Below are 14,933 nucleotides of genomic sequence, written 5' to 3'. Positions count from 1 at the left end.
AATTAAGGTGTGCCTGGCACATTTTATATTCGTCGGCTTTGCCGACACCGCAACTATTAACTATTCACTCGCAAGGGGTCTCCTTGCGGTATCGTGATGTTAGTATTTGTTATTAAAAGAAATTTATACTGCCGCAATTTACTTTTTAGAGCTGTTGTGATATAATAAATTAAAGGCGGTGATTTTGTGGAAGGTATATTTCTTCGCAAAAAATTCAATGTTTGGTTATTTCTTTTGTTTTTATGTGGTTTGGCATTTATAGGAATGTACATATTCTTGAATATCGTTGATCCGGAAGCAACTAGCGAATTACTCACTTTTTTAATTGCAGGCATTATGATATGCTTGGTTGTAATTCCGTCTTGGCTACTGAATCTTGGTGCGTATATACACATTGATGAAACTTCAATCAAAGCAAAATACCATTGGTTCGGTAAAATTGATTGCAAGCTTTCCGATGTGACTTTTGCCGTAGCACGAGCTAATACCTTAATCATTCAATTAAAAGACGGTAAAACGCATACCATAATGGGTATCGAAAATTCTTGGCCGCTTTGCTCTGTTATTCGCCGTAATATGAGTTTTGATGTGACAGAACAACCGGAAACGCTAACCGAAAAGTTAAACAGCTTAAAAGCAACCAAAAAGAAAGGGCTTATATATGTTTGTTCCGGTGTTGCTTTAATGTTTATCATTATCTTTATCACAGTTTTTTTGACCGGCGAAAGAGAAATGCACGAATTCAGCAACATTGATTGGACAATATTCGCCATTATGGGTGTAATAGAAATTGCAACAGTTATTGCCACCTTCTATTTTGCAGGGAAGACAGGAAAGAATAATGTTCCTATAGAAAAATTGCAATACACCATTCAAAGAAGAATCGTTGAAACACAACCATTATTACCGGGATTTGTTATAGCAGTTTTTGCCGATGAAAATTACACAGTACGTATTACCTTGTTTGGATATCCAAATCAAACATCAGTTTACTATACCGTACAAGAAATTGCTTCTGACTATACCTTCTTTAAATCTTATGAATCTGAAATGTTTGAAAATATTGAACAGCTTCAAGGTGGTTTTGAAGCATTGATTGACATAACGGAAAAAGTGTTACATTAACTAAAAAAGCGAGGTGATTACCTCGCTTTTTTAGGTATCGCTGTCCATTGATGTCAATGCTTCTGTGCCGTACTCTGCGTAATAAATAACCTATGGTTTTTCTTTTTTGTGTATGGTATAATGATTGTTGTTTGTCGAAACGCTTAAATGCGTTTTGATAAGCCGATTTCATCGGCTTTGTGCAATTAAAATTTTTAAATTTTAATTGCACACGACACTCATTGCAATGGTTATTGTCAAATTTTCTTCGAAAATTTGTTTCCAAATCATTGATTTGGCGTCGAAAAAGTATTTTTATTTACTTTTTCGACTAACTATAACCATTATAATATTGAGCAGGAGTGATAGTTTATGCTTAACAAGCTGTATACTTCCCAGGGCGAAGCGCTCACAGGCACACCTTGGGAGCTTTATCCCAGACCTCAGCTGCGCCGTGAAAGCTATATTAACCTTAACGGCATCTGGACGCTTAGCGTGGAGGGACAGGAAGAACCCTTGTCCATTCGGGTACCGTTTTGCCCCGAAAGTCTGCTTTCCGGAGTAAACCGACATTTCCCCGAGGGCAGTATTCTTTCTTACCGTCGAAATTTCAGACTGCCTGAAGGCTTTAACAAAGGCAGAGTCCTTCTGCACATCGGCGCAGCCGATCAGATTGCAGAAGTTTATATAAACAAGAAATTTGTTGGCTGTCACGAAGGCGGCTACACCGCCTTTACTTTGGATATTACTGATGCATTGGAAGAAGAAAATCTGTTAGAGATTTGCTGTACCGATGATTTGCGTGACCTTTCTATGCCCTACGGCAAGCAGACACTACGCCGAGGCGGAATGTGGTACACACCTGTTTCAGGTATCTGGCAGAGTGTGTGGTTGGAGAGCGTGCCGATACGATATATTGAGGATATGCGGATTGAAAACCGTGGCTACAGTGTCCATATCTCCATATATCCTGCCCTGAACGGTAAGGTGCAGGTGGAGGGCTTGGGCGAATATCCTTTGGAAAATGGCAGAGCGGTAATTGAACCGAAAAATCCACAGCTTTGGAGTCCCGAAAATCCCTATCTCTATTCCTTTAAGGTTGTTACGGAAGAGGATACGGTGGACTCCTACTTTGCAATTCGCTTCATTGATACCAAGGTAGTGGACGGCATTCCCCGTCTTTGCCTTAACGGCAAGCCATATTTCTTTCACGGCCTTTTAGACCAAGGCTATTGGCCTGACGGCATTTATACCCCTGCCTCTCCTGAATGTTATGTCCAAGACATAATAGCTATGAAAAGGCTTGGCTTCAACACCTTGCGCAAGCATATCAAGGTGGAGGCGGAGGAGTTTTACTACCAATGCGACAGGCTGGGTATGATAGTCTTTCAGGATATGGTGAACAACAGCGATTACAGCTTTATTCGGGACACCGCCATACCTACAGTAAGAATTCAGAAATTACGTGATAAGCATATGCACAAAGACGCTAAAAGCAGAGAGCGTTTTCTGCAGTGTATGGAACAGACTGTGGCACAGCTTCGCAACCACCCCTGTATTCTCTATTGGACTGTATTCAACGAAGGTTGGGGACAGTTTGACAGCGACAATGTCTACCAAAAGCTACGAACGCTGGACGATACCCGAATTATCGACACCACATCAGGCTGGTTTAGACGAAAATGCAGTGACGTGGAAAGTCTTCACATTTATTTTGGCCCTTGGAATCAGATTCGCCCCGCCAAAAAACCGTTGATACTCAGTGAGTTCGGCGGCTACGCCTATGCAGTAGAGGGACATCTTTTCAATCCCGATAACGCTTACGGCTACAAAACCTGCGCTAATCGGGAACAGTTCCAAAGCCAAATGCTGACTCTGTACCAAAGCAAAGTGCTGCCCGCTATCAAAAAAGGTCTTTGCGGCGCCATATGCACCCAAGTCAGCGATGTAGAGGACGAAATCAACGGCTTTTTAACCTATGACCGTAAGGTCTGCAAGGCCGACGAAAAAGCAATGACAGCCCTCGCCGCCCAGCTTCAAGCACAGCTCACAGAAGAGTGTAAATAAAAAAGCGAGGTGAAATTCACCTCGCTTTTATTTTAGAAAGCTTCGTCTTTTGTTTCAAAGAACATAGGGGGATTTTCTTTGTTGTAGGTAACAAGGCTTACAACAATTATTAACAGGGCACTAACCAAAAGGCCGGGAATAACCGCTGAAATTCCAAAGGGAGTGCCAAGAACATATTTCCAAACGATATTTGCTATCAGTCCGCCAAAGGCACCTGAAACAACACCGACTTTTGTTGCCTTTTTCCAAAACAGTGTAGCCAATGCAGGACAAGCCATAGCTGAAGAATAGAAGCCCCAGACAAGCATTAGCAAATCATATGCACTCTTCATCCATAACGCTAAAGCCAAAGCGATAACACCGGAAACAAGACACGCAATTCTTCCGCAGTTTAGCTCCTGCTTTGTGGTCATATTGGGTTTTATAACCTTCATAAAATCTGAAGTGAAGTGCTGCATAGAGCAAAGCAGCTGAGAATCTCCCGATGACATTGATACCGCCAGCATTGCCGCAATTGTAAGGCCAATGAGTCCCTTAGGTAAAACAGTCATAACCAATGCAGGAACTGTATAGTCATAGCTTGGGAAGGTTTCTTTTATGTTTGGTAAAATTACCAGTGCTGCAAAAGCAATAAATATACATAGGAATATTGTTGCACCGTAAATACAATATCCGACAATCATACCTTTTTTAGCTGTTCCCGATGTTTTAGCCGCAAATGCTCTTTGCCAGATAGGAGGATTGCAGGCAACTATAGCAAAATTGGTAATCATAGCGCCAACAATAGCTGTATCAAAATTCCAATCAAAATGGGTAGCAGGAATAGTATTTTTTACGACTTCCCATCCGCCAGCATCAGCTATACCTTTTATAGGGAGCAAAAGATAAATCATACCAACTAAAAGAACAGCTTGTACTACGTCCGTCCAGACAACACTATATAAGCCCGAGAAAAGAACATATACTATAAAAATTATTGTGGCAAAAATAGCTGCTGTTTCATAAGAAATGCCAAGGGAATCACCGCCCATAATGCTAAAGACGGTGGAACAGCCTGAAATCTGAGTTGCAACACTTGCGCCCATTCCTATAGAACAGATTATACCGATAATGGCTTGTATGGTTTTTCCGTAGCGTGCACCGAATAATTGCGGCAAGGTTGAGACATTATATTTTTTTCCTATTTTTGCAATTCTTGGAAAAGCAAAACCCATTAAAACCATTGCTAACAAATAGGGAAGAGCCATTGTAACTCCAGCTAAGCCTTTTTGATAAATTGTACCTGTACGGCCAAGCATGGCAGCTCCGCCTATAGTGGTTGCCGCTATGCTACAAGCGATGGGGAAAAAGCCAAGAGATTTTCCTGCAAGAAAATAATCGTCAGAATTGCGGATTTTCTTTGTAAACAGAATGCCTATGCCCAGCATACCTAACAGATAAAGTATAACAACAACCCAATCCAATGCAGAAACATTAAACATAAGTATAGCCTCCCGATTATATAAATTTAAGACAATAAATTACTGTCAAATTTTGAAACTATCATATTTTCTCCGTGCTCGTTGAGCACTTTATATGTATCATATATCTTTTCAATACATTTATCTTGAGCTTGCCCAAAGGGTATATATAAGCCAAAGGCTGCAACACGTTGACCGATATCACCGTTGCCCTCGATTTTCTCACCCTCGCCGATAATCTGACGGCCGTATACTACATCGGGAAGGCTCATTGTTTCATCAAAACCTATAATTTTATCAATGACTCCTGCTTTTACGGAAATAGTTATAAGTAAAGCCGTTCCGTTGTTTAGCTTATAAGCGTTTTCAATTTTTCCAAAGCAGGTTTTGGTATCGCCTGTCAGAGCAAAATGAATAAGGGATTTAACAGTATCAAAGCCTGTTGCTTTTTTCAAAATTAAATCATAATCTCCGCCGGGCATACGTAAGGCAGGGTCATAATATCTGACAGTATCTCCGTCAATAAAGCCTTGCATAAATACAGGTCCGTACTTTATTCCAAGGGCTTTTATCATTTCAATAACTCTCGGCATTACGTCTTTTTCAAATTTAGGATGAAAGTTTGAGGGCAGGCGAGTGCAAATAACCTGCTTTTGTAAATTATCCTTTTCTGAGCCTAAAAAACGGTCTCCGAATTTAACCAAGAAAGGCTCCCCGTCAACAACGAAAAAGGCAGAACCTATATCCTGCTTTCCGTTCATATATTTTTCGCATATAAAATTATTGTCGTTTGAATTTGCTTTTGCAAAAGAAATTGCCTTCAGACTTTCCTCTTTGGTATAGCATACCGATTGACCTCTTGAGCCTCTGCTTATATTAGGCTTAATAAATACGGGATATTGAACTCTATCGTTCAATATGTCATTCTCGGTATATTCCGGTATAACGTCAACCCCGTGTTTTATACAAAAGTCCTTGAAATTGCGTTTATCGGTCATTATTTCAAATTGTTCCTTGGTAGCATAACACGGCAGATTTAATTTTTCACAAATCTGCTGATACGGCTTTTGACCGGGGTCAATACAAAAAGATAAAACGCCGTCAACCTTTTCTTTTTTGCATCGCTCCACTATCTGTTCCACATCGGTAATGCTGTACATCCAGGCTTCGTCTGCTAACTTTTTAGCAGGGGAATCAGTTAAATAGTCGGTTACTATTGTATATATTCCCATTTCCTTTGCCGCTTTAACGACCTTGTTATGTACTCCTGCGCCCGCAAGTATAAGTAGCTTTTTTTCTCTGAAATCCATAAATTTAACAACCTTTGTTCTTACTATATTTGCATAGTAAACTAATAGTATTATATACTTTATAAAGTTTTTTTGTCAAGTTAAACTTAATTGCAAGAAAATGCTATTATTAAATAAGGTTGTAACAATCGTCGTTTTGTAAGAAATGTAATCGAAATCTGATTAAAAATAGGCTGTAAAAAATTTCGTTTTTTTACAGCCTATTTTTGTAGGGGATAGGAAAAAATGTACAGAATATGTCAATTTTGCGACAACAAAGACTTTGTTGTCGGTTACCCGACGGTGTACAGAGGTACTCCGAGGGCAAAATTGGCATATAGCATAAAACATATATTTCTTAAAAAAATTAGCAAAAAGATGTTTTTCTGTTAAATTTTGCTCTTTATTTTAAGAGATGATAGTATATAATACTTTTATTTACTTGTTTTATGCGTTCTGTGCTTTTTTTACATCACCTTATAGTCTTATCCCATTATCTCAATGCCGCCGACGGGACGGATTTTCATTACAAGGCAAGAATCTTTTCCGAAGATTTCTTCGATGTGAGCTTTGTATTCCGATACAAGCTCTGTTGGTACGAAGGCTTGGATAGTACCCGCAAAGCCGCCGCCGTGAACACGGAAAGCACCTGCGCCCTTAAGCAATCTTTTGCTTATAACAAGCGCCAAAGGAATTGCCTGCTCGGTGGGGGTATTAGTGGAATAAAGATTTTGCAAAAGATTACCCGAGGATATTCCCGATTCGTTTACAAGCTTTAAGAAAAGCTCTATATCGTTATTCTTAAGAGCCTCTGCTTCTTCAAATGCTCTTTTTGTTTCGCTCAAAAAGTGCATAGCTCTTAAAAGAGCACGGTCAGAACAGCTTTTTCTGAGTGTCGGAAGAGAAGAGTAAAGCTCCTTTTCATCCACTTGACTGAGCACCTCACAGCCAAAGCAGGCTGCGACCTGTTTCATTTCCTCTCTTATAGCTATGTAGTCGCCTGTTAGATTTTCGTGACTGCTTTTTGTGTCGGTAATACAGAGAGTGTAGCCGAATTTTTCAAAGTCAAAATCCAACTTTTTAACCTCGGGCGCATTCGGATTTTTAAAATCGGCGCAAACAAGACCGCCATAGGAACAAACTGTCTGGTCAAGCAGACCGCAACTCTTACCGAAGAATACATTTTCTGCATACCAACCGTATTGCGCAATTTCAAAGGGTGTGCTTTTACCACCGTTATATTGCTCATCAATTACTGTTCCAATCAGCGTTTCAAATGCCGCAGAGGAAGAAATTCCGCCGCCACGGATAACGTCGGATATTGTATACATATCAAATCCGTCTACTGTAATATTTTTCTCTTGAAATTTAGAAACAACTCCCTTTACAAGAGCCTTTGTGCCATCGTCATTTTTGTCGGGAACTATGTTTTTAAGCTCAATTTCAGCAAGCTCGTAGCCCTCGGATTTTACTCTGATAACGCCTTCGTTATGGAAAGAAACAATTGCAATAATATCAAGATTGACAGCACCTGCAAGAATTTTTCCGTGCTGATGGTCTGTGTGATTGCCACCGATTTCTGTTCTTCCGGGGGCAGAATATATTTTTATTTCCTCTCTTTCGGGAAAAAGCTCGCAAAAAGTCTTAATGGCTTGAGTATATCTTTGACGTTGCTTTTCAACAATATTATTTTGTGTGCCGTAAAGCTCTTCGAAAAGCTTTGTAATTTTTTGACTTTGTATTTCTTCTATACATTTGGCAATGTTCATTATATCTTCCCCTGTTTTGTAAAAATCTTTCTATTTATATAATGGCTGAAAAGCTTTATAAAGTCAAGTAGTTTTAAAAAAAACAGTTTTATTAATTACTAAAGAAATGCCTTATTAAAACGTTTAAGTAATTTCGGTAATTTTTTTTATGAATTTCTTGAAAAAAGTACCATTTATTTTGAAAAACTTGATTTTTAAAACGTTTAAGTGCTTGACAAAATTTTTAATTTATGTATTATAATAATTGTTGTCAATTTTATTTTATTATAAAAGGAGATAAGAAAATGAAAAAGTTAAATGTTGCAGTCATTGGCTGCGGAAGCATCAGCGATATTTATATGTCTAACATCAAAAGCGGTAAGTTCCAGATTTTAGAGCTTGTTGCTTGTAGCGACCTTATGGAAGACAGAATGAAGCAAAGCGCTGAAAAATATAGCTGTAAGGCTATGACAGTTGATGAAATCTGCGCTGACTCTTCTATTGATATGGTTATTAACCTTACAATTCCTGCAGCTCATTATCCCATTATTAAACAATGCTTAGAAGCAGGCAAGCACGTTTTCTCCGAGAAAATGATTGCTGTTGAATTATGGCAGGGTAAAGAGCTTGTTGAGCTTGCAAATAAAAAAGGCTTGTATCTCGGTGTTGCTCCTGATACCTTCCTTGGCGCAAGCGTTCAGACAGCAAAATATATTGTAGAATCAGGACTTATCGGAAAGCCTGTATCCTGCAGAGCATCTATCAGCCGTAACTACGGTATTTACGGTGAATTCCTTACTCACCTTTGCAAACGTGGCGGCGGTATCGGCTTTGATATGGGCGGCTACTACTTAACTGCTCTTGCATCAATACTCGGCCCTGTAGAAGCTGTTTCAGCTTTCACAGCTATCAATGAGCCCGACCGTGTAAATACCCGTGTAGGCGCTGCTAATTACGGTGAGGAATATGTTCTTGAGGACGCAAACGTTATTACAGCTACAATGAAGTATGCTAACGGCGTTCTGGGAACTCTTCATATGAATTCCGACTGTCTTCTTGATGAAACCTACGGTCTTGAAATCTACGGAACAGACGGTATCGTTTATATGGGCAATCCCAATGAGTTCGGAAATCCTGTATACATTCAGAAAACAGGAAGCGGCAAGGTTGAATTCCCGCTTACTCACGGCTTTGCGGAAAACTCTCGTGGCGTAGGTGCTGCTGAAATGGCTTGGGCAATTGTTCAGGGCAGAAAGAACCGTGCAAGCAAGGAAATGGCATTCCACGTTTTCGAATTGATGCACGGCATTATCGGAAGCGCAGAAAGCGGAAAGCTTTACCGTATGGAATCTACCTTTGAAACTCCTAAAGCACTTCCCACAGGCTATATGGGAGACGGCGGCTGGACCCGTAAGGAAGAAAGCGCTCTTACATTATAATAATGGCTATATTTAGTCAAAAAAGTAATTAAATTTACTGCTTCGGAAAACAAAAAGTCTCGCAACTACTATGCGTAATGTCGTTAGCGAAGTTTTTGCTGTCGAAATGAATTGTGGTTTTCGGTAAGAAACAGCCTCGCATTGTATGTACAAATGCAACCCGGCAGTAGCCTAAACCCACGAACAACAGAAAAGAGAAGATTGGTTTATTACAACGAGTCTTCTCTTTCTTTTTTTGTCTGTTAAGTGATATGCTGCCTTTGGCAGCGTGATATTTTCTTTTGAAAATTCCTCGCCTATGGCGAGATAATTTAAAAGAAAGTGATATTAAGTCCGTTGAACTTAGTGATATTCTATTCGCCAATAACCTGCGAAGCAATATCACTCGCCGTAAGGCGAATAGAGTTGCAGAAATGTTCTTAGCGAACATTTCTGCTATGTTGCGAGGTTTTCCTTTAATTGTATTTAGGCAGATAGTTGCCGTGTGCCTCTATAAGCTCGTCCACCATTTTTTTGATTGTATCAATGTCAAGCTCGCTTGCTGTGTGAGGGTCAAGCATAGCCGCCTGATAGATATGCTCCTTCTTTTGTGTAACAGCTGCTTCAATGGTAAGAAGCTGAACATTGATATTTGTCATATTCATAGCGGCGCACTGCAAGGGAAGAGCACCTACATAGCAGGGGTGTATTCCCTGAGCATCAACAAGGCAAGGCACCTCTACGCAAGCTTCCTCGGGGAAATTTGTGATAAGATGTCCTTTGTTAAGCACGTTACCGCCTATTTTGTACGGAGTGCCCTCTACAATACTCTGAATAATTCTTGATGCGTATTCGTTGGTGCGGTTATGCTCCTTAACGCCGCCTTCAAGCATTTCCTTGTATTCCTTTTTCCAGCCTTCTATCTGATTGATGCAGCGGCGTGGATATTCATCAAGAGGAATATTCAGCTTTTCAATAAGCTCGGGATATTTGCTTTTTATATAGAAGGGATTATATTCTGCATTATGCTCACTTGATTCGGTACAGTAATAGCCGAAATTACGAATATAATCCATTCTTATTTTGTTTGTGTTTTCGGGATTAGCAATATATGCGTCTACCTTTGATTTTATTTCGGGATAAAGGTCAACTCCGTTTTTGTCCTTTATTTCAAGAAGCCATGCCATATGGTTTATTCCCGCAATAAGCTCCTTACAGCCCTCAAGCTTGTCCTTCATACCCAAGCCCTCAAAAAGACTTTCGGTACATATCTGCACGCTGTGGCAAAGACCGACTGTTTTAACACCGGTATATCTCAGCATATAACCTGTGAGCATAGCCATAGGATTTGTATAATTTAAAAAGAGTGCATTGGGACAAACCTCTTCAATATCCCTTGCAAATTCTTCAAGAACAGGTATTGTTCGGAGAGTTCTCATAATTCCGCCTATTCCTAAGGTGTCGCCTATAGTCTGTCTTAAGCCGTACTTTTTGGGAATTTCAAAATCAATTACGGTACAGGGCTCATATCCGCCTACCTGAATTGCATTTATAATAAAATCTGCATTTCTGAGAGCCGCTTTTCTCTGCTCTGCGCCTACGTAACATTCAATTTTACCAAAGCCGCCCTTTGCCTTACGGATAGCTTCAAGAATAGTTTTACTTTCTTGGATACGACCCTCATCAATATCGTAAAGAGCAAAGGTGCTGTCCTTGAGAGAGTCAACACACATACAGTCGCCTATTACGTTTCTTGCAAATACGGTACTTCCTGCGCCCATAAATGTAATTTTCATATACAAACACTCCTTTTTATTCAATTATATATTGACGAGCACTTTTTTGAAATGGTATAATTATATAAAAAGTTGTCATTTTTATTGTTTTTTGAAAGGCTTTTTAAATATGAGGGAGAATATTATAATAACAGATGAAGGGTATGCAGGCTTAAATCCTATGCAATTAGGGTATGAAAATTGCGAAAAATCCCACGGCTACGGGCCTGCGACAAGGACTCATTGGCTTATTCATTTTGTAGAGTCGGGATTTGGCATTTTTAGGATATATGATAAGGAGTATACGGTGAGAGAGGGTGAAATGTTTATAATTCCGCCGTATGTCGAAACCTACTATGAGGCAGATGCAAATAACCCCTGGAGCTATATATGGATTGGATTTACTACAAAAGCAGAGCTTCCCCTTGAGCTTCCTGCTGTAATTTGCTGTCCTAAGGCACTGCGTATATTTACCTCTATGAAAAATGCGGTGGAGTTGGAAAACGGAAGAAGCGCTTTTTTGAGCGCAAAGCTATGGGAGTTGTTTTCTGTCCTGCTTGAAAATAAAAAACAGAGCATAAGCTATGTTGGCAAAGCTCTTGACTGTATACATTCTGAGTATATGTACGACTTGACTATTGAAAAGCTTGCCGCAAGATTAGGTCTTGACCACAGCTATTTTTCGGCTTTGTTTAAAAATAAAATGGGTATTTCACCTAAGCAGTATTTATTTAATTACAGAATGAATGTTGCTTTATCTCTCATTATCGACAACGGTGTCGGCGTTTCGGTTGCCGCATATTCGGTAGGGTATACAGATATCTGTAATTTTTCAAAAATGTTTAAAAAGCATTTCGGAATGTCGCCTCGTCAGTATATAAAAAGCTATCAGTCGAAAAAAGAAAGGGAAATTTAAAATGAAAACAATAGTTGTTATCGGCTCGGGAATGATGGGCTCAGCTCTTGCATTTCCCTGTGCAGAAAATAAAAACAAGGTGCGCCTTGTGGGAACACCTCTTGACAGAGAGATTATTGATTGCTGTCAAAAAACAAACAGACACCCCAAATTCAATAAGGATTTTCCTGCAGGAGTTGAATATTATCAGATAGAGGATTTACAAAAAGCCTTAAACGGTGCCGATTTTATTATTTGCGGTGTAAGCAGCTTTGGGGTAGAGTGGTTCAGAGATGAAATTCTTCCCGAGTTAAAGGAAAACATTCCCGTTATTTCCGTTACAAAGGGACTTATGGATACCCCTGACGGAGAGCTTTTAACCTATCTTGACATTTGGCAGAAAAAGCTTGATGAGCTTAAAAAGAATATCCCTTTAAACGCAATCGGCGGCCCTTGCACAAGCTATGAGCTTGTTTTTCACGACCAGACCGAAGTTACCTTTTGCGGTAAGGATTTAGCTGTTTTGCGTATGATAAAGACAGCTATGGCAACTGATTATTATCATATAAGTCTTTCCACTGATATCGTGGGCGTTGAAAGCGCAGTCGCCCTTAAAAACGGATATGCCTTAGGAGTTGCGCTGACTATCGGCTTAAATCAAAAGAAATTCGGTATAGACAGCGAGCTTCATTTTAACTCTCAGGCGGCAATTTTCGGACAGTCGGTGAGAGAGATGTATAAGCTTCTTGAAATGCAAGGCTCGAAGGATTTGAACAACCTGGTTTTAGGAGCAGGGGATTTGTATGTAACAGTATACGGCGGAAGAACAAGACTTATGGGAATTTTATTGGGCAGAGGCTTAGACATAGATAAAGCAAAGGCTGAGCTTGAGGGAGTTACTCTTGAGTCGTTGGTTGTAACCGAGCGTGTTGTAAGAGCAATAAAGCTAAAAGCTAAAAAGGGACTTTTAAATACAGAAGATTTCCCCTTGCTTATGCATATAGACCAAATAATTATACAGAAAAAAGAGGTCAATATTCCTTGGGATAAATTCACTTTTGAACAGTGATAAAAATTTTATTGACATAACCTTAACACAGTGATAAAATTCAAAAAAACTAATTGAAAGGAAGCTTTCAAATGGCACGTTTTGAATTACACATTGATATAGACACTTCCCGTATGGAGCAAAGCTTGTTGCGTATGCAGCGCAGAGTGGAATTTAAGTATCACGACCGTGTACCTATAAATTTCTGTGTAGAGCCTCGCTTTTTTGCGCCGCTTTTAAATGTTAAGCTTTGTGAAATCTTCAAAGACCCCGAAACCCAGTTTGTATATCTTCTCAAATTTGCAAAAATGCACGCTGAACTATTAAACAGTGATTTTCTTATTTCACCCGTAATTTATATAAATCCTTGGTTTGATAATGTTATACAGGCATCTGCTTTCGGCTGTGAAATTTATTGGCCCGAAAACGAAACTCTTCAGGCAATCCCCTTTATGCAGGATGTTTCCGAAATCGAAAAAATGAAAATCCCCGAGGTTGACTCGGGCTTGTGGGGCAGACGTATAGAGTGGTTCTTTAAAATGCAGGAATTTTGTAAGGACACTCGTTTGACTATCGGACACGGAAGCAACATAATAGAGGGAAGAGTGGAAATGGCGCCCTTTTCTCAATTGGTGTTAGGACCGCATATGGTGGCTGTTGATATGGCAGGCACAGAGTTTTATTATTGGATGGCGGAATATCCCGAAGAGTGCCATAAAATGCTCGAAAAAATCACCTTGGACTGTATGGCGGCAGAGGATTACGCCCGTAAGATAGACCCCCGTCCCCGTTACGGAATTCATCTTGCAGAGGACTCTTCCACTATATTATCTCCTGATATGTTCAGAGAAATGGTTGTTCCCTACACCAAACGCTGTTATGACAGATACAGCACAGGTCCTGACTTTGCAAGAGGCCTTCATATGTGCGGACCGTCTACTCATTTGCTTGAAATTCTGGCAGACGATTTGAAAATTAACAGCTTTAATATGTTTGGCTGTCCTGTAGACCCGAAAGATGTAGCACGCACCTTGGGCGGAAAATCTTTGTTATGGGGTAATATTGATCCTGTTTTAATAAAAGACGGAACAAAGGAACAGGTCAAAGAGGCTTGCAGAAAAGTAATAGAGGTTTTGGCGCCCTGCGGCGGCTTTATGCTTGGTGACGGTGCAAATGTTTGTCCCGGTACACCTATTGAAAACCTTTTGGCTTTCGCAGAGGCAGCAGAGGAGTACGGCGTACCCGAAAATTTAAGATAAAGGTATATAGTAAAAGCAAGAACGGTTTTCGTTCTTGCTTTTTTATGTGCCAAATTTCTAAAGCTAAATAACTCCTTTGGAGTAGCTAAATAAAATTCGCATTAAGCTGACCGTAGGTCAATTTAGCTGCCAAAGTCAATTTAGCGTGCGTTAGCACATTTAGCTTGCGACAGCGAATTTAGCTAAATTTTAAACTTCGTTTAAAGCTAAATTATCTGTTATCACAAAGACGATTCATTTGACGGTGGCAGACAGGCGTTGTTTTTGCAAACGTAGTAGGTTGTCTTTTCGTTTATAAGAGGGTACTCCTTGCTGTCGTATACCGCTTTTACATTCGCTAAAAAAGGAAGCTCGTCTATTTTTGCAGACTTATCCTTTAAAGCTATAGTTATTGATGCAGGGGGATTTTCGTATAAAAGCCTTGAGAGTAAAAACATACTGTGATTTGCAGGATAATTTTGCGCCTGAGCAGACATAAATTCGTTTTGCTTTTCCCAAAGCTGTAGATATTTTTCCTCTTGAGTCAGCTGATACAGTCTTACAAAATTATATGCCATAACTGAATTTCCGCTGGGAGTTGCGCCGTCGTAGGCTTCCTTGGGGTTTATAAAAAGCTCATTTGCTTCGCTTTCACTCATTAAAAAGCCATTTTGAGCATCTGAAAATCTTTTTACAGCATCAGCGCAAAAAGATTTTGCTTTTTCAAGAAAATTATTATCTAAGGTGGAATTATAAAGCTCAATAAGAGCGCAGATATAGAAGGCATAATCCTCAAGGAAGCCTTTTACTGTGCTTCTTTTTTCACGAAAGCTTGTATAAAGCTGTAAGCTTTGGCACATATTTTTTTCAATAAAGGACTGCGCCTTTTTT

Annotated in this window: 10 protein-coding genes; 6 read left to right on the top strand and 4 right to left on the bottom strand. The window is 39.7% G+C overall.

Annotation, left to right across the window (positions count from 1 at the left end; translation table 11 throughout):
• The first annotated feature begins 186 nt into the window (after positions 1-186).
• On the top strand, positions 187-1,125 hold the full coding sequence (locus tag E7480_08095; GenBank protein ID MBE6904550.1) for a hypothetical protein: 939 nt from the start codon (positions 187-189) through the stop codon (positions 1,123-1,125).
• A 351-nt stretch (positions 1,126-1,476) separates the two neighbouring features.
• A complete protein-coding gene (locus E7480_08090) occupies positions 1,477-3,171 on the top strand; it encodes a glycoside hydrolase family 2 (protein ID MBE6904549.1) in 1,695 nt (564 codons plus the stop codon).
• A gap of 32 nt (positions 3,172-3,203) precedes the next feature.
• Here the strand turns inward: E7480_08090 and E7480_08085 are convergent, their stop codons facing one another.
• The 3 genes from E7480_08085 to E7480_08075 all read right to left on the bottom strand — a co-directional run bounded on the left by E7480_08085 (position 3,204) and on the right by E7480_08075 (position 7,689).
• Positions 3,204-4,652 (bottom strand): sodium:solute symporter family protein, encoded by a 1,449-nt coding sequence (locus E7480_08085; protein MBE6904548.1) that lies wholly within the window; start codon positions 4,650-4,652, stop codon positions 3,204-3,206.
• 26 nt (positions 4,653-4,678) lie between these two features.
• A complete protein-coding gene (locus tag E7480_08080) occupies positions 4,679-5,941 on the bottom strand; it encodes a hypothetical protein (protein MBE6904547.1) in 1,263 nt (420 codons plus the stop codon).
• 464 nt (positions 5,942-6,405) lie between these two features.
• Positions 6,406-7,689 (bottom strand): galactokinase, encoded by a 1,284-nt coding sequence (locus tag E7480_08075; GenBank protein ID MBE6904546.1) that lies wholly within the window; start codon positions 7,687-7,689, stop codon positions 6,406-6,408.
• 284 nt (positions 7,690-7,973) lie between these two features.
• Here E7480_08075 and E7480_08070 point away from each other — a divergent pair, with 284 nt between their 5' ends.
• Positions 7,974-9,107 carry a Gfo/Idh/MocA family oxidoreductase gene (locus tag E7480_08070; protein MBE6904545.1) on the top strand — a complete coding sequence of 378 codons (1,134 nt, stop codon included), beginning with the start codon at positions 7,974-7,976 and terminating at the stop codon, positions 9,105-9,107.
• Between the two features lie 455 nt (positions 9,108-9,562).
• Here the strand turns inward: E7480_08070 and E7480_08065 are convergent, their stop codons facing one another.
• On the bottom strand, positions 9,563-10,882 hold the full coding sequence (locus E7480_08065; protein ID MBE6904544.1) for an alpha-glucosidase/alpha-galactosidase: 1,320 nt from the start codon (positions 10,880-10,882) through the stop codon (positions 9,563-9,565).
• Positions 10,883-10,991: 109 nt separating this feature from the next.
• Between E7480_08065 and E7480_08060 the strand changes: the two genes are divergently transcribed.
• The 3 genes from E7480_08060 (at position 10,992) to E7480_08050 (ending at position 14,063) form a co-directional block, all read left to right on the top strand.
• A complete protein-coding gene (locus E7480_08060) occupies positions 10,992-11,777 on the top strand; it encodes an AraC family transcriptional regulator (GenBank protein ID MBE6904543.1) in 786 nt (261 codons plus the stop codon).
• 1 nt (position 11,778) lies between these two features.
• A complete protein-coding gene (locus tag E7480_08055; protein MBE6904542.1) occupies positions 11,779-12,825 on the top strand; it encodes a glycerol-3-phosphate dehydrogenase in 1,047 nt (348 codons plus the stop codon).
• A 71-nt stretch (positions 12,826-12,896) separates the two neighbouring features.
• Positions 12,897-14,063: a hypothetical protein gene (locus E7480_08050; protein MBE6904541.1), complete on the top strand. Its 1,167-nt coding sequence runs from the start codon at positions 12,897-12,899 to the stop codon at positions 14,061-14,063.
• Positions 14,064-14,933 lie beyond the last annotated feature (870 nt).

The sequence above is a fragment of the Oscillospiraceae bacterium genome (assembly GCA_015067255.1).
GTDB lineage: Bacteria > Bacillota > Clostridia > Oscillospirales > SIG519 > SIG519.
This window is presented reverse-complemented; position numbering and strand designations above follow the sequence as displayed.

Coding starts and splice junctions, on each gene's coding strand:
- E7480_08070 (MBE6904545.1), top strand. CDS start 7,974: ATGAAAAAGTTAAATGTTGCAGTCATTGGCTGCGGAAGCATCAGCGAT.
- E7480_08065 (MBE6904544.1), bottom strand. CDS start 10,882: ATGAAAATTACATTTATGGGCGCAGGAAGTACCGTATTTGCAAGAAAC.
- E7480_08085 (MBE6904548.1), bottom strand. CDS start 4,652: ATGTTTAATGTTTCTGCATTGGATTGGGTTGTTGTTATACTTTATCTG.
- E7480_08080 (MBE6904547.1), bottom strand. CDS start 5,941: ATGGATTTCAGAGAAAAAAAGCTACTTATACTTGCGGGCGCAGGAGTA.
- E7480_08050 (MBE6904541.1), top strand. CDS start 12,897: ATGGCACGTTTTGAATTACACATTGATATAGACACTTCCCGTATGGAG.
- E7480_08090 (MBE6904549.1), top strand. CDS start 1,477: ATGCTTAACAAGCTGTATACTTCCCAGGGCGAAGCGCTCACAGGCACA.
- E7480_08055 (MBE6904542.1), top strand. CDS start 11,779: ATGAAAACAATAGTTGTTATCGGCTCGGGAATGATGGGCTCAGCTCTT.
- E7480_08075 (MBE6904546.1), bottom strand. CDS start 7,689: ATGAACATTGCCAAATGTATAGAAGAAATACAAAGTCAAAAAATTACA.
- E7480_08060 (MBE6904543.1), top strand. CDS start 10,992: ATGAGGGAGAATATTATAATAACAGATGAAGGGTATGCAGGCTTAAAT.